Genomic DNA, 26659 nt, shown 5'->3' with positions numbered 1-26659 from the left:
ATTTATATTCTTTTACGTACAAATAAATATAATCCGATCGTTAAAGCAATAACCAAATTGAAATAACAAGCAAAAATAAAATCTAGATTTTTTGAAGCAAAATTTTGTAATATAAAATGAATTGAAGTAACTAGCAATACTGTTAAGGCAGAAAATAATACCGGCATAAAAGTTGTTTTTTTGCTATAAGGATATCTCAAAAAAACTGCAAGTGCTACAAAAGGTAATACAAAATTGTATAAAGGCCAAATTATTCTTTGATGTGCTTCAGCAATTAATTTAATTTTTTTAGTAATAGCTAAATCATGAGGAGGGGCAAGTAATTCGCTTATATAATATTCGTTTGCTTCTTTATTATGTTTAGTTCTTTGCGATACTAAAGGATTATCATTTTGCAGTTTTATCATTAAAGAATCGAAAGTTAACTGAGTTAAATTACCGTTTACGTCATATTCTTGTCTTATGCCTTTATTAAGTTCAAAAATCGGGCTATTATCATATATATTAAGAGTACCTGAACCCGCAAATACTACTGATGGGTTATCAGCGTTGCGATTATCAAATATTATTACGCCGTTCATAATATTTCCTGCTGATTTTTTATCTATAAAAACAGTGATATCTTTCGTTACTTTATTAAAAGTTTTCTCTTCAATCATACTTGAGATATAATTATTCTTTATAAAGTTTAAACGTGATTTTAAGTTTATATGAGATAACGGCAGGATGTTAGAAGATATATAATAGGCAAGTAGCATAAACTATTAATGCGACATATAAAGCAGGCAGTGCTAGCTGTACATTATTAACTCCTGAAGCTTGTAATATAATTAATTGTCGCTCGACTTTTAAATTATTATAGATATAGATCACGGTAATAACCATTATTACCGGTAACAGAATAAATAATAAAGTAGGAAGTACTAAAACTATTAAACTGAAGAAGTCCATAACTTTTATACCTTTATCAAATAAATATAAAAGTTTTAATATTTGCGTTATCCATACTATACTAGTCACTGAAAAAGTAACGACTATAAGCAGCGGTAAGATATTTTTTATAAAGTATTTTCGGTATAGTAGCATAATGTTTGTTTGGTTTTTTGATGTCATTCTCGTTTTTAGCTAGGAGCGACATCAAACGCTTTTTTCAAAAACTGTCCAGTACTATGGATGGTTAGATGGTTTTTGGGGGAACTCGTTCCCGGTTCATTTCAAAATAATTAAAAACCAAGTGTACTGTGTGAACCTAATTTTATTAACTCCAATGTGTCAGCATCGGGTTTTCTATAAATTAATACTAAATCCGGTTTAATATGACAATCTCTATAATCTTTCCAATTACCTATAAGGGCATGATCTCTCATATGTATAGGTCATGTTATATCAGCAACTAAGTATCTAACTGTTTTCAGTAAAATATCATCCAAATTTATTCCACGTTTAAACTGTACGTTTAATCGTTCTCATTTAAATCAGATAACAAATTATTGATATTACCAACATGAACTAATTTGCCGCTTCTTGCAGCTTTCATAGCTTTAATTGTTTCATCATTTGGGATAAGTGGCTCAAACGGCAATGCTTTTTCACGAGCAACACGAAATAACAGCATACGAACAGCATCAGATAAAGTAAGTCCCATAGCAGCAAGCACTAAAGCTGCTTCTTCTTTCACGTCTTCATTAATACGGGCTCGCACAATAGAATCAGCAGACATAAAAATCTTCTTTCAATAATGTAGCTACATTGTAGCGTGCATATTAAAAACTTTCAAGATTAAAAAACAAGTTTTTTATATGTTTTTTCTTAATTACTGCCTCATTAATAGAAAATCCCCGATCTTTCTTATTATATGATTTGCAAAGATGCGATAAATTAACTTACCTATCAGTATTGTTATAAATGTAATAATAATGCCGTAGATTATATCACTTGGGTAATGCATAGCAAGGCTTATGCGAGATAAAGAAACGAGCATAATAACACAAATCATTAAGATTTTTAATGGTAATTTTATATAATTCCAAGCAAAATACGTTACTAACACGCTAAGAGCTGCGTGGCTGCTTGGAAAGCTTGAAAAGCATCTTTCGTTTGCAGTATTTATTATGGTCATGAAACTATCTACAGGAAGATTGCAATAAGGGCGAGGGAAATTAACTGAAAATTTAAGAGCGGTAAAAATTAAACCGAATATCCCGTATATTATACCGATTTCAACTAACTTATTATAATTGTGCCAGAATTTATTTTGCCGCTTCTTATCATTTTTGGTTTTCTTTAATTGAATATAAAAATATATACAGTATAAAATATATATTAAAGCGAAATTAGCGATATTAAAACAAAACGAAATTATTTTAAAAAAATAAGGTATAAAGCCGATATTAGTAATTTTATTCAAAAATAAGAATATTTCTTGATTTAAGCCGCAAAAATTATAAAAAACTTCAAACATTATTTTAAATATTTATGTTACAAGTAACAATACTTGGGTGTGGAGCATCTATAGGCGTACCGGTGATCGGGTGCGATTGTAGTACTTGCACATCTCCTTCAAAGTACAATAAAAGGACTAGATCAGCAATATATATTAACGATGAAAATAGTCAAATATTAGTTGATTTCGGTTTTGATATTAGAAATCAACTATTACGAGAAAAGATAAATAAGCTCGATTGTGCTATATTAACACATTATCATTCCGATCACGTTAATGGCATCGATGATTTACGAGTATTTACTTTTATGCAAGGCAAGCCATTTGAAATCTATACAGATCACGATAGTACGGCAAAGCTCCATACAAAATTTGATTATCTATTTAACAATAAGTTATTTAAGCTTGGGCGACTGTTCACAACTCAATCTGTTAGTTTTTTTGATAAAATTAAGATTAATACTATTGAAATACAATTTTTTAGACAGCATCACGGTCCTATAGATAGCTTGGGCTTACGTATAGGTGATTTCGTTTATTCGCCCGATTTAATCGATTTTCCTCCTGAATCAGATAAATTTTTAAAAGATATAAAAATATGGATATTAGATTGTATGGATTATAAATCAAATCCGAATCATGCAGGGCTTGATAAAGTTCTAGAATGGCGTGAAAAATATAAACCTGAGCAGATATTATTAACCAATATGAGACACACGATAGATTATCATGAGATTACGAAAATGCTTCCAAATAACGTTAAGCCGCTTTATGACGGTTATAAATTTACGGTTTAGTTTATGATTATTTTAGAAAAAGTTTGTAAGCGTTATGGCAAGAATTACGCAATTAAGAATATTGATTTAAGTTTTACTACTAAGGAAACTACTGTAATAATCGGTCCTTCGGGAAGCGGTAAAACTACTCTGCTTAGAATTTTAAATAATTTAGAAGAACCAAGTAGCGGTACTTTTTTGGTAGACGGGAAGAAGCTACTGCTTAAAAATAGAAGAAAGCTTCTTTTAAAAGTTGGTATGGTTTTTCAAAATTTTAATCTATTCCCGCATTTAACGGTAGGAGAAAACCTAATCTATACGCCGGTAAATGTTTTAAATTTGTCAAAAGAACAGGCAATTTCTATGGCAAAGGAATTGCTTGCAAAATTTAAGCTAACGCAAAAATTTGACTCATATCCGGCAAGCCTATCAGGAGGGCAAAAGCAACGCACCGCAATAGCAAGGGCTTTAATGATGAAGCCGAAAATTTTGTTATTTGACGAACCGACTTCGGCACTCGATCCTGAAAATATTAAAGATGTTATAGAGAATATAAATTTATTAAAAGATCAAATGAGCATGGTAGTGGTTACGCACCATTTGAAGTTTGCAAAATTAATAGCGGATCGTGTTATTTTTATGGATCAAGGACAGATTTTAGCAAATCAGCCTGCTGAGGATTTTTTTAATAAACCGGCATCGCATCGAGCTAGGTTGTTTTTAGAGAATATCGGCGATTTAAGGTGATTTTCTTGATAAAGATAAAATGATAGCCTATAATTAGTATTAATTATAGGTATCCTCGATGAACTTAAAAAAACTGGCTACGTCGTCTAAATAAGTTTGCAGGTGTAGCCACGTATTAAGGATACGCTTCCGCTCCTAGTTCTTGTAGACTCCTTGCTCTTTTCCAAGTTGATCATTCGTTAAACTTTCTCTTCCGTTTACTTGGAGTCAATAATGGAACATATTTATGCAAATCTAGCAGTTAGTATATCAGAATTTAAAAAAAGCCCTACTGCATTATTGGATAAGGCAAGTGGTGAGCCTGTTGCCTTATTAAATCATAATAAACCGACTGCTTATCTAATTCCAGCTGAATTATATGAGCAAAGTATTGAAGCTTTAGATAACAAATATTTATTAGAGCTTGCTACTATTAGATTAAAAGATAAAGAAAAGGCAATAGCGGTTATTAAAGTATATTAATTTGTTCTAGAAGCTGGATTCCTGCTCTTTCGCAGGACAGGAATGACATAGAATCAATAAATAATATCGCCATATGAATAAAAAGCTTATCCTATTTTTTAGTATAATGTTACTATTATCACATCGTACAGTTTTGGCATAGACATGAGTATAATGACCGCAAAAACTAAAAAGCTTGAATTACAAGGAGGAGCAATTGCAATTTTATACAAAGGTGAAGTTATTTATAAAACAACGTTTGGAAATCAGAAAGGTAATAGTGGAGTTATTTATGGATAAAACTTTATTTACTTTAGCATCGGTTTCAAAAGCTGTTTCAGCAACGGCAATTGCATTAATGGTAGATCAAGAAAGTTGAGATTTTGATGAAAAATTCAAATTACCATACCTAAAAATGCTATTAGTCTTAATAATATTTTAAGCCATACAACAGGTTATCAATTCTCAGGAAATATTGAAATTGAGCAACGTTGCTAAAAAAACAACAAGCTAGTTGTAAACCCGGGCAATGCTATAAGTATAGTAACATATTTTAGTTTACTTGAAGAAGCTTTAAATTGTAAAAAATCAAGTTTAAATGCTACAATAGATAATTTGCGTACAACGCTTAAAACGCAAGATATACAAATATTACCGTTAGGGCCGAATGGATATGTACAACTTGCTTATCCGCATTCTAAAGCAATCTAAAGCAATAATAGACGGACAGGAGGTAATAACATTGCTGTCGTTTCCGCCTTATTACCCAAAGACGGTACCTGCATCTGTCGGTATTTTTGCATCGATAGATGAAATATTCACACTTAGTTTTGGTTATAAACCGAATCTTTATTGCTAAAAGTACTTTAGATCGTATGTGTAAAATAGTAAAATCAAACAAAGATGTTTTTGGATTTAAATGGTAACCGATTTGGCCTATTGATCAAAAAATGATTGAGTCATATTATGCTCTTGGATGGCGTATTCTTAAAGTAAAAGGATGCTCAAATAAGGATTTAATTTTTCACTCAGGCTATATAATTAACGGTATTAATTCTTTTATTGGCTTTATACCGTCAGAAGAACTTGGAATTATTATTCTAGTGAACCAAGAAGGTAGTTTTCCACTTAAAAATGGGCTGGGACTTTGGTTTGATTATATAGATTAAAATTTATATACTCAGATAGAACTTCGTATACCTATTCTTTATTTACTTGTTAGTATATTATATGAATAAAAAACTCATAAAACTTATTTTTATCATTTGTAGCACCGTAATTGTAACCGGTTTATTATACAAATATATCAATCAACATTATCCAAAATTTTTTAAAGCACCACAAAATATAGGGAGTTTTTGTGCGTCATTATTAATATTATTTAGTATAATTTACAGTACTATTAGCCAAAATGAAATACGCAGATTTTGTTTGCAATTAGCAATGTGGGCAGTAATTTTCTTAGTTATAATAACCGGTTATGCTTTTAGGTTTGAGCTGAACTACGCTTATCATAGAGTAATGTCTGCTTTAATTCCATCATATAAATGGTCTACTGAAGTCGGAGAAATTATTATAGCCCGTAACAGAGACGGGCATTTTTATATCAATGCTTTTGTAAATAACGTTAAAATAAAATTTATGGTAGATACAGGGGCAAGTGATATAGCTTTAACTAAAGAAGATGCTCAAAAATTAGGCTTTGACTTAACTAAATTAAAATATACTAGAACTTATCTAACAGCTAACGGCGAAAATAAAACCGCCCCTATAACCTTAAATAGTGTAGTAATGGTAAGGAATTTAAGAACATCAAAGGACATGTAGTCTTGGTGACCTTGATATTTCGCTTCTTGGTATTCGCTACTTGAGCGTTCAAAGTTCAGGATTGATAAGGATTTATTGATCTTGAATTATTAAACTTCTGCATAACTTGCTTCTAAAGCAATTTGTACGTCGATCCTAATCCCCTAATCTTCACGTATGTCTATAATATGCTGCAGCGGCAAGTGCTTCCGTGTATCCTTTAAATTCCTCTCTATAAACTGCTTTGGAAAGATGTCTATTTTTTACAAATTTCCTTTTTATTAAGAAATAGTTAAATTATTAATTATTTCTTGGCCTTTATATCAAAAAGTGCTAACATGCCTTTTTTAAATAAAAGGGGTTTTGTGTATAAATCTAAATATGACGAAATCAATTTGTTTAATGCTATTTACAATGAAGACATTAAGAAGATCAAAGAACTTGTAAATAATAAGATTATAATATTGATGTTGTTAAACTTTATCTACAAGATGCTTGTAATTTGAAAAATTTTTTAGAAATCGGTAAAAAAGAGTTAACAGAAGAGCAAAAAGAAAAATTAGATAAACTAAACGATATGATTACCCCTTCTCTTAAGGATAAAATAGGGATAAAACGCTATTGAAATATAAATAAATATATAATGATGACAACAATAAAGAATATCAAATATTAAAAGAGAAACTTAAAGTTTTGCCTGAGATAGTGCAAACAGAGCTTAACGAGATGTTTGGGATAATACATCTTATTGTGATGATATTTTGTGAATAAATATGGATACCAAATTGTCATGAGCTAAGCGACTAAAGACGTTGTTGCGTGGAGCAGTTTTTCCGTCATTGCGAGGAAATTTACAATAGTAAATTGACGAAGCAATGGGAAGAATTCCTGAGATTGCCACGCTCACTAACGTTCGCGTGCAATGACGACTTGTATCCACTCAACACGATCTTTGCAAGAATGACATAAGAGCCGTGTTAAAACGGCATTTTAAAGCCTGTGGTAATCTCATACCGTTTAAAAGCTCCTGATAAAGAATTTTGAGAATCTTCATCACATTTTTGTTGAGCATCATTAAAGGCAACTTTAATTAAATCCTCAAGCATTTCTTTTTCTTCTGCTTTTAATAAAGATTCATCAATTGAAATCTTTTCAACTTCGCCTTTACCGGTTGCAATAACCTCAACAAGTCCGCCGCCGGCTTTACCGGTATATCTTGCATTTGCCATTTGCTCTTGAGCTTCTTGCATTTTCTTTTGCATTGATTGGGCTTGCTTTAAAAACTGATTAAAATTTACCATAATTCTATCCTATATATTTTTAGCTTTAAGTAAAATATCCGAAATTGTTATATTTGGGAATGTTTTTTAATTAAACCAAAATCGTTACTTGCTTCAATCTTACCAATTAACTGATTCTTAGGTTTGCTTGTTCTGCTCTTTTATTATTACTATCTCAAACTTTTCATTAGTAAAAGCAGCTAACAAATCGTCTATTTGTCTTTTTATTTTGCTTGTAACTTCAAGACTTACGAACTCTAATCTATTATTACTGAGATTTTTAAGTTCCGTATGATTGAGCAGGAAATAATATATATCTATCTCATTATTTTTATATAAATATTCAAGAAAATCTACAATTTCAAATTTTTTTTTTATTTCCGGATTAATTGATTGATTTAAATTTTGATTATTACCGTCAAAATCTGTAAGCAAGGGTAGCGACGTCGAATATATAGATTTTATAACTAACATTTCCGTTTCTGTTAGTTGGTTATAGGAAATTTTTATTTCCCCTACTCCCTTATTATATATTTGCCATAAGATTGATAAGTGCGGCAAGCTGGTTTTATCTAATATGTTTTTAGTTCTATCATTAAATGATTCATATATAGGCAAACTATAATTAGGTAACATTTTTACTTTATTAAGATAAGCAATAAAATCTGATGCCGATTCTATAAAAATCTCAAGATTAACCGAAGAACCGTAAAGTTTATTTATTAAATTTATAGCTTTTTCCGTCTCTCTGTAGATAATACATTCGACAAATTCTATTATAACCGAACTATCGACAAGCCCAAGCATTTGATTAATTACTTGAGGACTAATTATATTGTCAGATTTCACCGACATACTAGCTGCTTGATCTAAAATAGAGACTGCATCACGTGCCGACCCTTCCGATTTGTAAGCTATAATTCTTAGTGCTTCTATATCGGCTTTTAAATTTTCTTGCTTAGTTATATATTCAAGTAGCTTAAAAATCTCTTCAAAACTCAACCGCCTTAAATCATAACGTTGACATCTTGAGATAATAGTTGCAGGTATCTTTTGTACTTCCGTCGTTGCAAAGATAAATATTATATGAGGTGGTGGTTCTTCCAGTGTCTTAAGAAGTGCATTAAATGCCCCTTTAGAGAGCATATGCACCTCATCAATAATGAAGATTTTATGCTTACCTTGTAGGGGCTTATACTCGGCGGATTCTATAATTCTACGTATGTCATCTACGCTAGTTTTACTTGCCGCATCAATTTCGATTATATCAGGGTGATTATGATTATTAAAGCTGATGCAATTCATACATTGCTCGCATGTTTTAATAGTCGTATTTTCGGTAATTAAAGCAGAACAGTTGACGGCTTTAGCAATAATTCGGGCGGAAGTAGTTTTACCGACTCCTCTAATACCTGTTAAAAGATAGCCTCCGGCGAGCCTATCGTTTAAAATAGTATAGCTTAAAACTTTGACTAATACCTCTTGCCCCTGAAGCTCGGCAAAGTTACTAGGACGATATTTCCTTGCAAAAGGAATATATTGATTTGATGAATTTATATCTAGCACGATAGTTATAAGACTTTATAAAAAATTTATTTTGTATATGTTTTACTGAGAATTCCTGCTTTCGCGGGAAATGACATAAAACGAGCCGCCTTGCTGTAGAAATGAAATCAAAATTAGAATAATGCTAGTAATGACCCATCGAATCCCACTCTGCGCTTTCGCTGCTTCCTTTCAGACCTGACCGACTAAACAGGTACAATGCCCACTACTAGCATAATTAACATAACCTGTTTATTTTCAAGAAACAATATATTTTTTTTCTATTTCCGATTTTGTTAATCTTTTAGGAGGACCGAATATTTCAGGGTTTTTTATTTTAAACAAATCATCGGAAAATTTTTGTACTTTAGCTATTTTATCAAAAGTAATAGTGACTATATTATTATCTTCAAATATTTTTAATGCTTCAATTTGTTGAGTAGCTTTATTAAAAGTAATTTCGCTACGTTTTTCCGTTAGAGTATGATAGATAGTAATTTTAGAAATATTTCTTGCGTTAATTACCGCTTCAAAAACAAAATATATCCTTGTCAAATGCTCATTATCTTCTAATAAAAAATTAAAATTTATTTTAACTCGCCTTCTATTATACTGGCTTACTTGCTCCATATCATAATCATACATCGATACGAAATTTTTAGTACCTATTATAACTAAAGGGAAAGGAGGATAATAATTACATCTAAAATTATAAGGTTTATGGATCAATAATTTTCCTTTAACTATTTTACCGTACGAATCTTCTTGAGTAAAATCTATCGCAACCGATTTTATCTTACGTAGATAAGTTTTTAGTTCCGAAATAGCTGTTTTATCATCTGCCCCAAATGTTAAGCTTGAATTCACAAAAAGATAAATAATGATTAGAAAAAATATTTTTTTCATTTTCGTTGTTTTATATTTTAAATTATGTTTAAAATATCTTATGTATTCAGTTAATGCAAAATATAATTAGTATTTATGAAAATCGTTGCTTTAAAAGAAAAAGCCAAGCATGAAACACGAGCCGTAATAACTCCTGAAGTAGCAGGATTGTTAGTCAAAAAAGGCTATACGGTTATGGTAGAAAAAGATATAGGGCTTCATGCCGGTTTTCTTGATGAAGAATATGTTGCTCTAGGTGCTAAAATATCTTCGGTACCACTCGAAATTATTTCTGATGCTGATATTATATTAAAGGTGCAACCTTCATCCGTTACGGATAAATATAGTGAGCTTGAATTTGCAAAGAAAGGAGCAATTATTGTAGGATTATTATCGCCTTATTTAAATCATGAATATATAAAAGCGGCAGCTAAAAAAAACCTTACGACTTTTGCTATGGAGTTTGTGCCGAGAATTACTAAAGCTCAAAATATGGACGCTTTATCTTCTCAAAGTAACTTAGTAGGCTATAGAGCGGTAATTGAAGCAAGCTATCATTATACAAGGGCTTTTCCTATGATGATGACGGCAGCAGGGACAATTTCACCGTGTAAAACTTTAGTGCTTGGTATCGGTGTTGCCGGTCTTCAAGCTATTGCAACGGCAAAAAGGCTTGGTAGCATTGTTGCAGGATATGATGTAAGAGCTGCTACCAAAGAGCAGGTAGAAAGCTTAGGAGCTAAGTTTGTTTCACCGGAATTACAGGGATTTACAAGATAAATCAGGCTATGCTCAACTGAGAGTTCGAAGATTATAAAGCTAAACAAGAAGAGTTTTTAGCAAAAATTATTAAGGATATATATAGTGATTACTACCTACTGCACAAATTCCGGGAAAAAAAGCACCTCTGCTTGTTACGGAAAAAATGCTAGAATCTATGAAGCGCGGCTCAGTGATTGTTGATATAGCGACTAGTACAGGCGGGAACGTGGAAGATTCAGAACCGGATAAGATCGTTACTAAGCACGGAGTTACCATAATAGGTTTATCAAACCTTGCTACTAAAATTGCTACCGACAGCTCAAAATTATATGCTAAGAATTTGTATAATTTTCTAACCTATGCATTGCAAGACGGTAAGTTTAATATGGATGATGCGTTAGTACGTGAGATGTTGATTACTAAAGACGGAAAAATTGTGAGTGAGAAATTAAATATATGAATCAATTACCGACGATGGCTAAACAGGCTGCTGAAATTGCCCATAATACCCAAGAATTATCAGATAAATTAAAATATTTGGTAATAGATACTAGTTGGCAAACAAACACAAGTACTATAGATCCGCTAGTATTTGCTATAACTATTTTTGTATTAGCTTCTTTTGTGGGCTATTATTGTGTGGAAAGTAACGCCTGCACTCCATACTCCGCTTATGTCTATTACTAACGCTATTTCAAGGTATTATGGTTCTTAGTTCTATGATTGCTTAATACTCTGCTTTTGGTGTTTTCCCGGTCTACCTAGGTATTTTGCAATGGGGGGGGCGGCCTGCCTTGTTTCAATAAATATCTTCGGCGATTATAGTAACAAAAGAATGCTCGAGATGTTTAAGAAGAAGTAATTAATAATGTCATACCTGCGTGTTGATACCCAATCGTCATTGCAAGGAGCAGGGGGTGTTACATGGATCGAAAAACCTACTCGATGTACCTACTCGATGTCGTTCCTGCGTAGGCGGGAATGACATAACAAGCCATACGGTTAACGTTTATAGTGACAAAAAAATCAAATTAAAGTTCTAGTTCTTTATATTCAACGGTAACTACTTCATATGATTTAGATCCTTTCGGTGTTGTAACTTCTACAAAATCACCTACCGATTTTCCAATCAAAGCTTGCTATAGGAGAAGCGATTGAAACTCTTTTTCTAGTTATATCAGCTTCATATTCTCCTACAATAATATATGTTACTTCTTCTTCAGTATCGTCGTCGATCAAAGTAACCGTAGCCCCGAATTTTATGTTATCTCCCGATAATTTACCAATATCAATAATTTCCGCTCTTGCTGTCATATCTTCAAGCTCTTTAATACGCCCTTCTATAAATGCTTGTTTCTCACGTGCCGCTTCATATTCCGCATTCTCGGATAAATCGCCGTGCTCTCGTGCTTCGGCTATATCTGCACTAATTTTTTTACGTTCTACATGTTTTAAATGTTTAAGCTCGTGTTCTAATTTTTCAAAACCTTTAGCGGTGATAGGAAATTTTGTATTCATAATTATATTGTATAGATTTAGTAATTTTAGTATACTATTTTCAATAATATAGATTTCAGCAAGTATATTTGTAATAGTGAAATTTGTCAAATAAGCCTTTTTAATTATTTGGCATTGCCTAAATATCGTCATTGCAAGTGGTCTTTGTCTAAGCGGATTCTGTTATGTCATGCCTGCGAAAGCAGGAATGACATCGAATACTGTTCGCAATGATGTTGGCATTATTTCTCATATAACAATAGCAACAAATTAGTAATCTTATGGAAATTAAAGATTTTGACTTTGAGAAAAAGCGTAAAATTTTCCACCTATCGGCTATAATATTTCCGCTGCTTTATTTATTTATTCCAAGAACCGCTATTACGTTATTATTATTTATAATAACGGCTATTACATTATATTTAGATGTATCACGTCATAATAATGCAAAAATTAGTGAATTTGTAACTAGATTTTTTTCAAAAGTTATAAGGCTTGAAGAAAATAACGGTTCTTTTGCTTTAAGCGGCGTTAGTTTTATGATGATCGGTTTTTTCTTAACTGCTCTTCTTTTCCCTAAAAATTTAGTGATTTGTTCGTGGTTGATTTTAATTATTTCAGATTGTTTAGCGGCTCTTTTCGGCGTTAAAATAGGAAATAGCTTAGGTAACGGTAAATCTATAGCCGGTTCTATTACCTTTTTAGCTTCTGCAATTTTTATAAGTATATTAGTGTATTTCTATTTAGGATATAATACAAGTTTTATTATTATTATTATAAGCTGCATAGGGGCTACAGTAGCTGAATTTTATTCAAAAGATTTAAGAATTAACGATAATTTATCTATACCGCTTTCTTATTGTCTTTCTACAGCTATTCTTTCCTACATATTGTAATATAATGAGAGTTGCACCGGAATTTTATGAGTTCTTAAGAAACCGTATTAACATATCGGATGTAGTGCGGCAAAAAGTAGCTTTAACTAGAAAATCCGGTAACTATGTAGGTTTATGTCCTTTCCATCAAGAAAAGACCCATTTTACGGTTAGTAATAGTAAGAGATTTTTCTAATGTTTTGTTGTAAAGCAGCCGGTGACGTTATAAAATTTACTTCTAATATTAGCGGTTTATCTTATAATGAGTCTGCTATAAAGCTTGCAATCGATTACGGTATAGAGATACCGAAATAACTGCAAAACAGAAAGAATTTTATGAAGAATCCGATGAAATTCTAAATATTTTAGAACTCGCCAATAAGTTTTTCAGGACACAATTAACACCTGAAATATTACATTATCTACACGAAAGGGGTATTACCGAAGAAACAGTAAAAGAGTTTTCAATAGGTTTTGCCCCGAAGAATAATAAATTTGAAAAATTTTTTCACGATAAAAATATAGATATTATAAAGCTTGGTAAAGCAGGGCTAATCGGCAAGCGAGAAAACGGTGAAATATATAATTTATTTTCTAACCGTATTACTATTCCAATTAGAAATATTTACAATAAAATTGTAGGCTTTGGCGGTAGAGTACTAGGGGAGGGGCTGCCTAAATACTTAAATTCACCTGAAACTACAGTATTTCAAAAAAGTGAAACTCTATACGGTGAGCATAAAGCGATAAGCAGTAGCTATAAAAAAAATCATTCGATTTTAGTAGAAGGTTATTTTGATGTTATAGCACTACATCAAGCAGGTTTTAGTGAAACGGTTGCGAGTCTCGGTACTAGCGTTACTGAGAATCACTTACATAAATTATGGCGTGCTGGTGATGAAATTATATTATGTCTTGACGGAGATAATGCAGGCATAAAAGCTAGTATAAGAACTATTAACTTAGCATTACCGCTTATTAATAGTGAAAAGAAAATTTCTTTTATTAGGTTACCAAGCGGACTTGATCCCGACGATGCAGTAAATAAAAACGGTGCTGATTTTTTTGCAAAGCTTATAGATAAAAGAATAAGCTTATCAGAAATGATTTGGCATATTGAGTATAGCGGCAAGAGTTTTAAAACTGCGGAAGAAAAAGCTAATTTAGAAAAAAATTTAAAAAATTATTGCAGCAAAATATCGGATAGTGATTTAAAAGTAAGTTATTACAGGTTTTTTAAAGATCAAATATGGCAAAATTTAGTTACAACGCAGAAGAAAGCTACAACTAAAACTCAAATTTGGCTCCTATAATTTCAAGTCACGGCTATTCGGAGCTTGAAATACTAGAACACGCTTTTTGTGCTTTGTTGGTTAAATTTCCTATAATACTTGAAGAAAAAGATATTAGAGATTTCATCTTAAATTTAAATTTTAATAATAAATCGCTTGAAGAATTCCGTAATTGGTATTTAAACGAGATTATAGATAATAACGTAGAAGCAAGTGAAATTACTGCAATTGTGGAAAAAACTAGCTTTTTTGATATTTTTTTATTATTATCAAAAACGGATAATTTGTTTTTAGATATCTCATTTAATAAAAATAATATCAGACTGGATTTATTATGGCAGTGGCTACATAAGAAATATTATCTAATAAATTTACAACAAGAATACGCTATTACCATAAACAGTACTGACAATCACGACTTTGAAAAAGTTTTACTATATAAAAAAGAAATTCTGAAGATTGCAAATGAACTGCAAGTTTTAAACGAATCTTTTATTAATCACACGATAACTTAATTATTTCAAACTTCTTTTAAAAGAAAAAAGCATATAGGTATTTAATGAGCAATAGCAATATAGACAATGATCTAGATAAAATAGATAGTTTACTTAAAAAAGCTAAATCTAAAAAGATCCGGTCACTTATGATGATATAAACACGCTCTTCCTCTTAATAAAAATCCTTCAATAAGACAATTAGAGGAAGCTATATTAAAATTTTCCGATGCAGGAGTAGATATTTTAGAATCTAATGAAGATGATGAAATTAAGCTTGATATCGGAATGGATGAAGAATTTAAGCTATCTACCAATGTTGATAATGAACCTGAGGATGAGGTAGAAGAAGAAAATATAGGTACTACCGATGATCCTGTAAGATTATATCTTAAGGATATGGGGGGAGTCGATCTTTTAACTCGTGAACATGAAGTAGAAATAGCAAAAAGGATTGAGGAAGGACATAAAACAATGACTGCTTCCTTATGTAGAAGCCCTATTGCTATGCGTTGTTTTATAGTATGTATGAAGATTTAGTTAATGAAAAAATGTTACTACGTGATCTGATAGATTTAGAAGCTAACATGTTACATGACGAAACACCCGAAAATGATGAAGAAAATAGTAGTGAGACCGAAGGAGAAGAGCATGAGGATAATCACTTATCTATGTCTAGAGTAGAAACGCAGATATTACCTAATGTTATAGAGCGTATGAAAAAGATTGCTTTTATCTGTGAAGAGCTACTCATTGAAGCTAAAAAATGTTATGAGAAATCTTTTGAGCCGAAGGTTTTACAAAATAGCAAAAAATATAATAATTTGGAATTATTAATAAATGAAGTTTCGGAAATACATTTTAATTCTAAAAGAACGGAAGAAATTTTAGGTAAGATGTATGGAATAAATCGTGATTTAATTAATAAAGAAACAGCTTTTTTAAAACTTGCTGAAAAATATGGAGTAACTCGCCAAAATTTCCTTGATGAATATATAGGATCGGTTATCAATGCAGCATGGAAAGAAAAAATGCTGAAAAATAAAAAAGTCGCTTGGAAAGAGTTAATGACTAAAGAATCGGATTATATAGATCAAATGATTGCTGAATTATCGGTTATAGAATCTAAAACCGGTCTTTTAGTTAATGATTTTAAAAAACTAGTGAATACTATACAAAAAAGCGAGAGACAAACGCTACAAGCAAAAAAAGATATGATAGAAGCGAATTTACGTTTAGTTATATCTATTGCTAAAAAATACGCTAATAGAGGATTGCAGTTTTTAGATTTAATTAAGAAGGTAATATAGGACTTATGAAAGCGGTGGATAAATTTGAATATCGCCGTGGTTATAAATTCTCTACCTATGCTACGTGGTGGATTAGACAAGCTATAACAAGAGCTATTGCCGATCAAGCAAGGACTATACGTATTCCTGTGCATATGATTGAAACAATTAATAAGATACTACGTACTTCAAGACAAATGCTTAATGAACTCGGATACGAACCAACAGCAACGGAAATCGCTAACCGTCTTTCAATGCCGCTTGATAAAGTGCGTAAAGTCATGAAAATAGCTAAAGAACCTATAAGTCTTGAGAATCCCGTAGGTGATGATAGTGACGGCGGTCAATTAGGCGATTTTATCGAAGATAAGAAGCAGTAGCACCGATTGATGCGGCAATTCAGTCAAATTTACGAGAAGTTACCACTAGAGTACTTGCAACCCTTACGCCTCGTGAAGAAAGAGTGCTTAGAATGCGTTTCGGTATAGGTATGAATACTGACCATACATTAGAAGAAGTAGGGCAGCAATTTAAAGTAACTAGAGAACGTATAAGACAAATCGAGTCAAAAGCTTTAAGAAAGTTACAACATCCTATTAGATCCAAAAAACTTAATAGCTTTAGAAGTGGAGGAAAGCGTGGTGACGGTAATCCATCGGATTTACTAGAAGCATGATAATACTTATACTGTCATCCCGTGATTTGGGATCTCAGGACATGGGCTGTGATACAAGATCCCGTGGTCAAGCCACGGGATGACAGTGGGCTATTATGTATCGATATAAAATTACCATTGAATATTTAGGCACGGATCTTGCAGGTTGGCAAAGACAAGCAGGAGTAATGTCGGTACAGCAGATATTAGAAGAAGCGATTTATAAATTTTCCGGTGAACAGGTGATATTGTTTGGGTCAGGAAGGACAGATGCCGGTGTTCATGCTATAGGTCAAGTAGCACATTTTGATCTTTCAAAATATTTAGAACCTCACAAAATTATTACAGCTATCAACTATTTTGCAAGACCGTATGCCGTAGGAGTATGGAATTGTGAATTAGCCCCCAATAATTTTCATGCTAGGTTTTCGGCTACTTCTCGTTATTATATATATAGAATTATTAATAGACCTTATCCATCGGTAATTGATTTAAATAGAGCATGGTGGATTAGTTCACCTTTAGATGTTCCGGCTATGCAACAAGCTGCCGTCTATCTATTAGGCAAACATGATTTTACTTCATTTAGGGCTAGCTCATGTCAATCAAAATCATCGATTAAAACTTTAACTGAACTTAATATTATTAAAGAAGACGAAGAAATAAAATTATATCTTTCAGCCCCGTCATTTTTGCATCATATGGTACGTAATATTGTCGGCAGTTTAGTACTTGTTGGTAAAAATATTTGGCAGGCAGAACAAATTAAAGATGTTTTAGAAGCCAAAAATAGAAAAGCCGCTGGTCCTACTGCTCCCGCCTCCGGTCTTTATTTTGTGAAAACAGCGTATTAACAACCATAAATTTTGTCATTACAATGCCTCCATAGGCATTGTTATGTGGATACCACCTTGCTACAAAGCACACTCGTAATGACGTCCTAAATTAGTACACTACGACACTGTCAATAAACTGTATAATTTTTCATGGATGTTAGTTAGCTTACCTATATCATTTCCACCGGCTTGAGCAAGGCTTGCTTGTCCACCTCCGCCGCTGCCACCTAAGAATAAAGAAAGTTTTTTTGCAATTATATCTGCATTGTATTTGTCTGTTATAGCTTTACTCACCGCAACCGTAATAGATAATTTACCAATTCCCTCGGCAATATATACCATTATCAAATCTTCTACTTTTTTTGTTAAATTTTCGGCAGCTTGACGTAATATTTTATTGTCTATATTTCCTACTTTTTTATATAATAGTTTTATTCCTGTTATTTGTGCAGCTTGCTTTTCAATTTGCTCTATACTTAAATCTAAACTAGCTAAAAGAGTTTTTTCTAACTCTTTCTCAACTTCCTTGTTACGCTCTAAGATATTATTAACCTTAGTAATAAGTTCATTTTTATTAGTTTTGAAACTGCTTTCTATCGATTTAAGTAAACTATCCTTTTCTCTCATTAATGTAATTACGAATTCACCGCAAACTGCTTCAATTCTACGAACACCTGCTGCTATAGCACTTTCGCTTGTGATTTTAAAGCAACCGATGTCACCGGTACGTCTGACATGCGTACCGCCGCATAATTCTAAAGAAGTCTCACCCATCTTAACTACTCTTACTTCAGAGTCGTATTTCTCGCCAAACAGTGCCATAGCTCCTTGTTTAATTGCATCTTCAGTTGCCATTAATGTAGTAGTTACTTCATGATTATCTCTAATAATCTCATTTACCTTATCTTCGATTAAAGTGATTTCTTCATTAGTCACAGCTTTAGAATGGCTAATATCAAAGCGTAAATAAGTCGGAGCGACTAACGAACCTTTTTGAGTAACATGTTTCCCAAGTACCTCATGTAGTACTGCATGTAATATATGCGTTGCCGAGTGATGAATTCTTAAATTTTGCCTATATCTTATGTCTATACTAAAATTAGCATTCTCGCCTACGTTAATCTGCCCCTTTTTCAAAATACATTTGTGGATTATAATAGAACCTAAATATTTTAAAGTATCTATTACTTCTACTACAGATCTTTTGCAAATATCGTTCCGATGTCACCTATTTGACCGCCTGATTCACCGAGAAAGGAGTTTGGTTGCTGATTAGTAGGAATTGTGTATCTATTTCTTTTATATCATTAACTAAATTATTATTTTTGATTAATGCAATTATTTTACATTTTGCTTCATTAAGTGTATATCCTAAAAACTCCGTGCTACCATGTTGCTCTTTGATATCAAACCACAACTGATCGGTTTTTGATTCACCGGAGCCAAGCCAAGATTTTCTAGCACGTTCTTTTTGCATAAGCATTTGCTCTTCAAACCCTTTGTGATCAACGGCAATATCACGGTTTTTTAGAATATCTTCGGTTAAATCAAGCGGAAATCCGTAAGTATCGTATAGTTTAAATGCTACTTCTCCTGATAATTCGTTACCTTTTGTTAGTGTTTCTGTTTCTTCGGTAAGAAGTTTGAGACCACGTTCTAATGTGGCTTTAAATCTAATTTCTTCTTGTTCTAAGATACTGCTTATAAAGCTTTCTGCTCTTTTAAGTTCAGGATAAACATTCCCCATTAAATCAACAAGTTTTGGCAGTAATTTATACATTAACGGTTCTTTTGACCCAAGCATATGAGCATGCCTCATGGATCTTCGCATAATGCGGCGAAGTACGTAACCACGCCCCTCATTTGAAGGAATAACGCCGTCAGCTATTAAAAAGCTACTTGCTCGTAAGTGGTCGGCAATAACTCGGTAAGAAAATTTAGCTTCTCCCTCTACTTTCACTTTTACTATATTTTCGGTAAAATTAATTATTTCCTGAAATAAATCTATATCATAATTGTTGTTAACATGCTGTAATACTGCCGTCATACGCTCAAGACCCATACCGGTATCGATAGATTTTTGCGATAATTCTATGCTAGTATCTTTATCGATTTGTTCATATTGCATAAATACCATATTCCAAATCTCGATAAATCTATCACCGTCTTCATCTTTAGTACCAGGAAGTCCGCCATATATTTGTTCACCGTGGTCGTAAAAAATTTCGGAACAAGGACCGCAAGGGCCAGTATCACCCATTGACCAAAAATTATCGTTTGTTTTGATTCTTTATGATGCGATCATCCCCAAAACCTGCTATTTTTTCCAATAAGCAGCTGCTTCGTCATCAGTATGATAAATTGTTGCATAAAGCTTGTCTTTTGGGAGTTCAAATTCTTTAGTCAATAAATTCCAAGCGTAATATATGGCTTGTTCTTTAAAATAGTCACCGAATGAAAAATTACCTAGCATTTCAAAAAAGGTATGATGTCTTGCCGTATAACCGACATTCTCAAGGTCATTATGCTTGCCGCCGGCTCTAAGAGACTTTTGACTAGTTACCGCTTTGTTATAAGGTCTTTTTCCTTGTCCGGTAAAAACATTTTTAAATTGTACCATTCGAATTAACAAACATTAAGCTAGGGTCATTGTGTGAATTAAAACGAGCTGGCCGGTACATGTGTATGATTATTTGCTTTAAAGTAAGTTATAAATTTACTTCTAACTTCTTCGGTGGTAAATTTAGTCATGGTAAGATATATTATTTAATGTTATGTCATTCCGGAGAGGATCATTTTTCGTCATTGCGAGGAAAATTACGTAGTAATTGTACGTACGCAATCTCGTGCCAAAGTCCTGAGATTGCCACGCTCCTTATCAGTCGTTCGCAATGACGGTTCGGGTATCCACGCAGAAATGACGTCCAGTATAGTAAAATACACTGAATTATGATTAAAATAAATTTATTTATGAAAAATATTTTTGATTCGATCAAATTACATTTTGTTCAATTTGCTACAAAATTAAAAATATTTTCTTTCAAAAGAAAAAAGATTGTGGTGTTACTAGGTAATAAAGGTGTATTTCTTAGTACTTTTCTCGATAATAAATTATTAGATAAATTATTTATCCCTACTCGGGAACAGATAGACTTAAATCCTTATAAAAACTTTTTTAGTAAATTTCCAAAAAGCGATATTTATTTTTTACTTGACGCAGTGAATGTAAAACACGGCACGATCAAATACCTATATTACAGTCAATAGTTTAACTTGATCCTATTGAACAATTTATTGAAGGTTATTTTAATAAAGAAGACATTATAGCACATTGTGTTTACGAAATTACTACTACCCCAAGTGAAATTTGGTCGACTTTAATTATGTCGTGTCCATTTGAAACACCTTTAAGTGATATAATTTCATGCATTATAGATAACAGATCTCTTGATTTAAAAGGAATTTACTTTTTAACGTTAGAGCTAAAAGTTATTATAAATAAAATAGTGCAGAATATAGAAAATGATAAATATAACGATTATTTTCAAATTTGTGTATATGTATCACAAGCTAGCGGTATAAAATTTATTATCAAACATAAAAATAATATAATAACAATTAGAAATCTTGAGTATCCATTTGATAAAACAACCGGCTATGTTCAAGGTATTATAGAACAAGAAATTAATGATTGTTTGATATTATTTAAAAACTATATAAGTAATCTTGACCAAAGAGCCTGTATAATTCTTATAGTAGATGAAGAGTTAAAATCTTTATTAGAATCAACAAACTTTGAAGAACGCCCTGTAATCTTTATACCGGTTGATAATATACTAAATAAGCAAACTCTAGAAAAAGAAAGATTTATAGATACGAATATTAGTAGACTGTTTCTAGAATATAAGAGTTTTCCCGCTTATAATAATAATTTAAAATCAATAAAAAAACTAGTTACTATAAAGGATCTGACATTTAAATTATATAGTGCATTACTTATAATATTAATATTAGTGGTCGGTATTATCAAATATAATATAAAACAAAATTACAAAGACATAAACTCTATTAATGAAAAATATTATGCAACAACTCAAGAATATGATGTATCAAATATAAATATCCTTATATTAAAAATACTACTAGCCTAGCTGATTTATATGTAATAGAAAAATTACTAGAAGCACCGGTACCACTGCCGTTTGATTTACTTAAAAGGCTAATAATTACTTTAAATCCGGCTTTTAAATTAGAAGAAATTAAATGGGAATTAACAAATATAGATAATATTTTGTTAGTTTCTAAGAGACAATTAATATCAAGTTAAATACTTAAATATCATACTAATAATCTATCGGTGGATGAATCTCTAAAGATGCTAGATGATCATATAACAAACGCAAAAAATAAATTATCTAATTTGCAGATAGATTATGTTATATATAAGGATAAAATACTTGATATATTCGGTAAGGTAGTAATTCCTTTATCGGTTAATATAGTTGATAATAAAACGTAATATTCCATGTCATTCCCGCGTAGGCGGGAATGACATAAACCATGCAACGGCACTAATAACCCAAGGTAAAAATAATGTTTGAAAAATATATTATGTATTTAAAGAATCTTATATTTTTTCAATTTATTATATATTTCTTCTTTATTTCCTTAACTATTTGGATAATAAAAATTTTCCAGCAAGAATACAGTAAATCTATTCTTGATAAACAAGTTTTACAAGAAAATCTAACAGAGGAAGTTTTAAAGCTTTATTCTGTCATTAACTCTAAAGAAGAAATATTAGAATCGTACAAAAAATATGTAGATTTAAGCGTGCCAAGTAGTGTGAGTTGTTTAAATTATCAAGAACTAATTCCTAAAATAAAAAGCTTAAGCAATAAATATGATTTAGTAGAACCTATAGATGTATTTGTAAATTCAGTATTTTTTAAAAATAATGTTCAGGCGATTGAAGGGGAAGGTGAATCGATTCATGTAAATAATTATAGCATAAATATAAAATATGCATGTGCAGATTTTTTGACTTTTCTAAAAATATTCTCTGAAATTTATTCTTATATGCCTCCTAATACTCTTATATCTTTTGTACGAGTACGTAATGAAGAAGTGTTAACACCTAAGAATATATATAAACTTTCAGTAAATCATGCTCCTAATCTTATTTATGCTAAATTGATATTATATATCAGAGAATTAGCCTCAAAATAAATTACCAAAATGAATAATGCAATAGTACTTAATAACGTAAATACTAATTTATTTAAAAAAGATATTGTTAATAATTTTGTCAATAATCTTATGAAATCTACTTGCTCTACTATTGCAAATATGCTTGCTATAGATTATACGCTAAGGCTTAATTCTAAACCAGAGGCTGAAAATATATTATAAATGTATTTCTAGACTCAAAATTATTTAGGTATGCGGGTTATTAACGATGATAGTTTTTCCGTAGCATTAGAGTTATTTGCAATAATGATTACTTCTGAAGACGAAAATGAGCAAAATAAGAATAATATTTTAGAGCAATCACAAGATATAATAGCAGAAAATCTTGTAGAAGTTTATTTTGGAGATGAAATAAATAGTACCGAAAAAGAAAAAATTAAAAATATATTTAAAACTCTTTTAAAAGAGAAGAATTTTGATAAAATAATAAATTATGCGGAGTCTCACAAAAAATTATTTAAGGTTTCTGTAATGTATGCCATGAAGAAATATAATAATATTGATAAAGCAACCATCTATATAAAGAAAGAATTTAATAAAATATTAGAGATGTCTTTAGTATTTACACAAAAAAGTAATGTATTTAAACAAGCAACTGGAAAAATCGTCGGTGCTGTTTGTGCTTTATTAGTCGGAGCAATCAGTGTTGCGACTGCAGGAGCGGCTTTTTCTATCATAGTTGTACCGGCATCAATTTTTGCCGTCAGATATGCACCTGAACTTGGTGAAAAAATTGGAGGATTAATTTTGAATAATGATAATGCAATAAAACTAGAACAAAGCAATATAGATAAGTTTATGAAAACATTACAAAATGATAAAGAAAGTCTTCTATCTCAAGAAAAAACAAAAAACATCAAACAAAATATTAAAGTTTCTCCTTCTCAAATCAATGTTAAATTAACTAAGAAAGTGGTTAATGAAAAACATAGATAGGGTAGTCATTGCGAGAAGAATTACGCAGTAATTCGACGAAGCAATCCAGTAAAAATCTGTAAATCAGAATTTTTTTAATTATTTTTCTAGATTGCCACATCTCTACGCTCCTCGCAATGACAACTACGGTATCAACGCAAGCAAAGCTATTTTTACTTGAGAATATAAAATATTACTCCTAGTATCTTTTTTTAAATCAATAAAATAACTTAATGAGAAAAGTTAGTAATATCCGGCATGATCGGCAACGCTTTAGAATGGTATGATTATGCATTATATGCGCAATTTGCTTATATTATAGGGCAGCATTTTTTTCCGGATCCAGAAATGCAAGAGACGTTAACTTTTGCGGTATTTGCTGCAGGCTTTGTAGTACGACCGCTCGGCGGTATTATTTTCGGTAATATAGGTGATAGATTCGGTAGACGTACTGCTTTGGTGATGGGTATTATAGCTATGGCAATACCGACTGCCGGGATAAGGGCTCTTACCAAGTTATAAAACTATTGGAATTGCCGCTCCTATTATTTTAACTATTATCAGACTCATACAAGGTTTTTCTTTAGGAGGGGAATTTAGCGGTTGTATTTCGTATATTGTAGAACATGCTTCGTTCGAGCAGCGAGGACTTGCGGGGAGTAGCTCATTTGTTAGTATGTGTGGCGGTATGCTGCTTGGACTTGGTACAGCAGCCGGTTTTGCTTATTTTATGCCTGCCGATATGCTATTTGAATGGGGTTGGAGGATACCTTTTATTGCCGGTTTATTTATTAGTTCCGTAGGTTTATATATTAGAAAAAACCTAGCAGAAAGTCCTATTTATAAAAAAGCTAAGGGAACAAGGCGTTGAGCACGTTTTCCTTTACGAGAAACATTAACAAAATACCCAAAAGAACTAATTATCGCACTTGGTCTGTATATACCGTAACTGCTTCTTTTTATACTTCTACGGTTTTTATTGGTAATTTTATGCAAACACTCGGTTATACTAATCAGCAAAGCACAATTGTTAGTAGTATAATATTAATCGTAATAATGATAGTATTTCCTATATCTGCGTATGTTTCGGATAAGGTGGGGCGATCCTGTACTAATATTGGGGATTATCTGGTTATTTTTATCAGTCTATCCTATTTTTGTAGCCTTAGGATCGATGAATATTACTTTAGCTATAATATCTAAAGTAATATTTGCTGGAGTTATTAGCATCTATATGGGGCCTATTCCAACGGTTTTAGTAGAGATATTTCCGACTAGCATAAGATTTTTACCGGTGTTGCACTTTCGTACAACCTTGCAGCTGCTATATTTGGCGGTACTGCTCCAATGTTAGCAATGATATTAACGAAAGTTACCGGAGACAATTATGCTATTGCATATTATTTAATTGCACTTGCCTTGTTATCTTCTATAATTCTAAAATTCTATAAAGAAACCTATAAAAAGAATCTAGTAAATTAATATGAGCGAAGTTTTTGAAATACCAAACGGTGAAAGTAAGGTTTTACTCCATTGTTGTTGTGCTCCTTGTGTTGGCCCTTTAATGGAAAAAATGATCGATACCGGCATTAAGTTTATGCTTTTTTTCTATAATCCTAATATTCATCCTAAAAAAGAATATGAGCTTCGTAAAAACGAAAATATTAAATTTGCCGAGAAACATAATATAGAATTTATCGATGCAGATTATGATCCACAAAATTGGTTTAGGCGTGCTAAAGGGATGGAGCTTGAGCCTGAGAGAGGTATACGCTGTACAATGTGTTTTGATATGCGTTTCGAGCGTACGGCTTTATATGCTTATGAGAACGGCTTTAAAGTTATAACTAGCTCGCTTGGTATTTCTAGATGGAAAGATATGAACCAAATTAATGAATCAGGAACTAGGGCGGCATCTCATTATGAAGGGGTGATCTATTGGACTTATAATTGGCGTAAAGATGGCGGTGCTAGCAGAATGTACGAAATTGCAAAAGAAGAGCACTTTTATAAACAAGAATTTTGCGGCTGTGTTTATTCTTTCCGTGATACTAACGATTGGCGAGTAGCAAACAATCGTCCTAAAATCGAGATCGGCAAGGAGTATTATTAAGACCTCAAATTAATAAAAAAATGTTTTATTTTTTTGCATCTTTATATTATAATAATCTGGATAATCTAGCTATATGAGGATTTTATATGAATAAATGGCAATTACACGAAGCAAAGAATAAGTTAAGTAATATTATTGATATTGCAATGCATGGTACCCCTCAATGTATTACAAAAAGGGGTGAAGAAGCAGTTGTAATTATTTAGTATAAAAAGACTATAAACAATTTACTAAACAAAAACCTGATTTCAAAGAATATTTATTGAGCTACCTAAGACAGATAATTTGGATATTCAGAGAGCAAAAGGATATGCTAGAGATTTTGAATTATGAAATATTTATTAGATACTAATGTTGTATCTGAAATTCAAAAGAAAAATTCCAATTCTCAAGTAGCAGCATGGTTTTCAATTATTCATTCTAGCCAGTTATACTTGAGTTGTATTACTATCGGCGAAATAAGAAAGGGAATATCAAAATTAGCAAAGAAAGATAAAATAGCAAGTTTGAAATTAGAAAAATGGTTAGAAAGAATAATAATAGATTATAATGAAAGAATTCTTAATATTGAAAAAGAAATGTGAGGGGTGGGGTGAATTAATGAGTATTGATAGTACAAATGCAATCGATGCTTTAATAGGCTGCACAGGCAAAACAAAGTAATATGATACTAGTTACTAGAAATATTAAACATTATAATATGTTTAATATAAAAATATTTGATCCTTTTAACTGATCAAAATTTTCTTTCCCAATAA

General features: G+C 31.7%; 16 protein-coding genes and 14 pseudogenes. 20 read left to right on the top strand and 10 right to left on the bottom strand.

Annotated elements, in window-relative coordinates; translation table 11 throughout:
* Window positions 1–2: 2 nt before the first annotated feature.
* The 4 genes and pseudogenes from ACSFFC_RS02260 to ACSFFC_RS02245 all read right to left on the bottom strand — a co-directional run bounded on the left by ACSFFC_RS02260 (window position 3) and on the right by ACSFFC_RS02245 (window position 2461).
* A pseudogene (locus tag ACSFFC_RS02260) lies at window positions 3–1086 on the bottom strand (LptF/LptG family permease).
* Window positions 1087–1223: 137 nt separating this feature from the next.
* The gene (locus tag ACSFFC_RS02255; RefSeq protein ID WP_014411159.1) at window positions 1224–1367 is read right to left on the bottom strand and encodes a type II toxin-antitoxin system YafQ family toxin; all 144 of its coding nucleotides are present in this window, start codon (window positions 1365–1367) and stop codon (window positions 1224–1226) included.
* A gap of 89 nt (window positions 1368–1456) precedes the next feature.
* Window positions 1457–1720 carry a type II toxin-antitoxin system RelB/DinJ family antitoxin gene (locus ACSFFC_RS02250; RefSeq protein WP_012151450.1) on the bottom strand — a complete coding sequence of 88 codons (264 nt, stop codon included), beginning with the start codon at window positions 1718–1720 and terminating at the stop codon, window positions 1457–1459.
* A 93-nt stretch (window positions 1721–1813) separates the two neighbouring features.
* The gene (locus ACSFFC_RS02245; RefSeq protein WP_014411158.1) at window positions 1814–2461 is read right to left on the bottom strand and encodes a phosphatase PAP2 family protein; all 648 of its coding nucleotides are present in this window, start codon (window positions 2459–2461) and stop codon (window positions 1814–1816) included.
* A 14-nt stretch (window positions 2462–2475) separates the two neighbouring features.
* Here ACSFFC_RS02245 and ACSFFC_RS02240 point away from each other — a divergent pair, with 14 nt between their 5' ends.
* From ACSFFC_RS02240 to ACSFFC_RS02210, 7 genes and pseudogenes are all read left to right on the top strand, one after another.
* Window positions 2476–3240, top strand: a complete 765-nt coding sequence (locus ACSFFC_RS02240) for an MBL fold metallo-hydrolase (protein ID WP_012737067.1) — start codon at window positions 2476–2478, stop codon at window positions 3238–3240.
* 3 nt (window positions 3241–3243) lie between these two features.
* Window positions 3244–3966, top strand: a complete 723-nt coding sequence (locus tag ACSFFC_RS02235; RefSeq protein WP_014411157.1) for an amino acid ABC transporter ATP-binding protein — start codon at window positions 3244–3246, stop codon at window positions 3964–3966.
* Between the two features lie 213 nt (window positions 3967–4179).
* Window positions 4180–4428, top strand: a complete 249-nt coding sequence (locus ACSFFC_RS02230) for a type II toxin-antitoxin system Phd/YefM family antitoxin (RefSeq protein WP_499217217.1) — start codon at window positions 4180–4182, stop codon at window positions 4426–4428.
* Between the two features lie 196 nt (window positions 4429–4624).
* A complete protein-coding gene (locus ACSFFC_RS02225) occupies window positions 4625–4786 on the top strand; it encodes a hypothetical protein (protein WP_196792912.1) in 162 nt (53 codons plus the stop codon).
* Between the two features lie 571 nt (window positions 4787–5357).
* Complete coding sequence (locus ACSFFC_RS02220; RefSeq protein WP_012151443.1) at window positions 5358–5576, top strand: serine hydrolase; 219 nt, start codon at window positions 5358–5360, stop codon at window positions 5574–5576.
* A 61-nt stretch (window positions 5577–5637) separates the two neighbouring features.
* Window positions 5638–6327: pseudogene (locus ACSFFC_RS02215) on the top strand (aspartic protease APRc).
* A gap of 388 nt (window positions 6328–6715) precedes the next feature.
* Window positions 6716–6838 (top strand): hypothetical protein, encoded by a 123-nt coding sequence (locus ACSFFC_RS02210; RefSeq protein WP_014411152.1) that lies wholly within the window; start codon window positions 6716–6718, stop codon window positions 6836–6838.
* Window positions 6839–7190: 352 nt separating this feature from the next.
* Here ACSFFC_RS02210 and ACSFFC_RS02205 read toward each other — a convergent pair whose 3' ends face one another.
* The 3 genes and pseudogenes from ACSFFC_RS02205 to ACSFFC_RS02195 form a co-directional block, all read right to left on the bottom strand.
* Complete coding sequence (locus ACSFFC_RS02205) at window positions 7191–7514, bottom strand: YbaB/EbfC family nucleoid-associated protein (RefSeq protein ID WP_499217216.1); 324 nt, start codon at window positions 7512–7514, stop codon at window positions 7191–7193.
* Between the two features lie 9 nt (window positions 7515–7523).
* A pseudogene (gene dnaX / locus ACSFFC_RS02200) lies at window positions 7524–9059 on the bottom strand (DNA polymerase III subunit gamma/tau).
* A gap of 237 nt (window positions 9060–9296) precedes the next feature.
* Entirely contained in the window at window positions 9297–9944 is a 648-nt protein-coding gene (locus ACSFFC_RS02195) for an outer-membrane lipoprotein carrier protein LolA (RefSeq protein WP_499217215.1), read from the bottom strand.
* A 75-nt stretch (window positions 9945–10019) separates the two neighbouring features.
* Here ACSFFC_RS02195 and ACSFFC_RS02190 point away from each other — a divergent pair.
* Window positions 10020–11167: pseudogene (locus ACSFFC_RS02190) on the top strand (NAD(P) transhydrogenase subunit alpha).
* Window positions 11142–11547 (top strand): annotated as a pseudogene (locus tag ACSFFC_RS02185) (NAD(P) transhydrogenase subunit alpha part 2). The pseudogenes ACSFFC_RS02190 and ACSFFC_RS02185 overlap by 26 nt, the downstream one beginning before the upstream one ends.
* A gap of 169 nt (window positions 11548–11716) precedes the next feature.
* On the opposite strand, the pseudogene greA reads toward ACSFFC_RS02185, so the two are convergent.
* Window positions 11717–12203, bottom strand: a pseudogene (gene greA / locus ACSFFC_RS02180) (transcription elongation factor GreA).
* 260 nt (window positions 12204–12463) lie between these two features.
* On the opposite strand from greA, the gene ACSFFC_RS02175 reads away from it, so the two are divergent.
* The 4 genes and pseudogenes from ACSFFC_RS02175 (at window position 12464) to truA (ending at window position 17641) form a co-directional block, all read left to right on the top strand.
* Window positions 12464–13078 carry a diacylglycerol/polyprenol kinase family protein gene (locus tag ACSFFC_RS02175; protein WP_014411149.1) on the top strand — a complete coding sequence of 205 codons (615 nt, stop codon included), beginning with the start codon at window positions 12464–12466 and terminating at the stop codon, window positions 13076–13078.
* A gap of 4 nt (window positions 13079–13082) precedes the next feature.
* A pseudogene (gene dnaG, locus ACSFFC_RS02170) lies at window positions 13083–14864 on the top strand (DNA primase).
* A 44-nt stretch (window positions 14865–14908) separates the two neighbouring features.
* Window positions 14909–16808 (top strand): annotated as a pseudogene (gene rpoD, locus ACSFFC_RS02165) (RNA polymerase sigma factor RpoD).
* A 95-nt stretch (window positions 16809–16903) separates the two neighbouring features.
* The gene (gene truA, locus ACSFFC_RS02160; RefSeq protein WP_014411148.1) at window positions 16904–17641 is read left to right on the top strand and encodes a tRNA pseudouridine(38-40) synthase TruA; all 738 of its coding nucleotides are present in this window, start codon (window positions 16904–16906) and stop codon (window positions 17639–17641) included.
* Between the two features lie 99 nt (window positions 17642–17740).
* Here truA and ACSFFC_RS02155 read toward each other — a convergent pair whose 3' ends face one another.
* Window positions 17741–18760 (bottom strand): DHHA1 domain-containing protein, encoded by a 1020-nt coding sequence (locus ACSFFC_RS02155; RefSeq protein WP_499217214.1) that lies wholly within the window; start codon window positions 18758–18760, stop codon window positions 17741–17743.
* Between the two features lie 91 nt (window positions 18761–18851).
* A pseudogene (gene alaS / locus ACSFFC_RS02150) lies at window positions 18852–20243 on the bottom strand (alanine--tRNA ligase).
* A 329-nt stretch (window positions 20244–20572) separates the two neighbouring features.
* Between alaS and ACSFFC_RS02145 the strand changes: the two are divergent.
* The 7 genes and pseudogenes from ACSFFC_RS02145 (at window position 20573) to ACSFFC_RS02115 (ending at window position 26637) form a co-directional block, all read left to right on the top strand.
* Window positions 20573–22142 (top strand): annotated as a pseudogene (locus ACSFFC_RS02145) (hypothetical protein).
* Between the two features lie 74 nt (window positions 22143–22216).
* On the top strand, window positions 22217–22852 hold the full coding sequence (locus ACSFFC_RS02140; protein WP_014411145.1) for a hypothetical protein: 636 nt from the start codon (window positions 22217–22219) through the stop codon (window positions 22850–22852).
* Between the two features lie 9 nt (window positions 22853–22861).
* Window positions 22862–23809, top strand: a pseudogene (locus ACSFFC_RS02135) (RP853 family protein).
* 237 nt (window positions 23810–24046) lie between these two features.
* Window positions 24047–25270 (top strand): annotated as a pseudogene (locus ACSFFC_RS02130) (MFS transporter).
* 1 nt (window position 25271) lies between these two features.
* Entirely contained in the window at window positions 25272–25901 is a 630-nt protein-coding gene (locus ACSFFC_RS02125) for an epoxyqueuosine reductase QueH (RefSeq protein WP_014411143.1), read from the top strand.
* An 86-nt stretch (window positions 25902–25987) separates the two neighbouring features.
* A pseudogene (locus ACSFFC_RS02120) lies at window positions 25988–26234 on the top strand (type II toxin-antitoxin system Phd/YefM family antitoxin).
* Window positions 26231–26637 (top strand): annotated as a pseudogene (locus tag ACSFFC_RS02115) (type II toxin-antitoxin system VapC family toxin). Before ACSFFC_RS02120 ends, ACSFFC_RS02115 begins: the two co-directional pseudogenes overlap by 4 nt.
* Window positions 26638–26659: the final 22 nt, after the last annotated feature.

It is taken from the genome of Rickettsia parkeri (genome assembly GCF_051427245.1).
Taxonomy (GTDB): domain Bacteria; phylum Pseudomonadota; class Alphaproteobacteria; order Rickettsiales; family Rickettsiaceae; genus Rickettsia; species Rickettsia rickettsii.
Note: the sequence above shows the minus strand (reverse complement) of the source record. Positions and strands in the feature narration are given on the sequence as shown.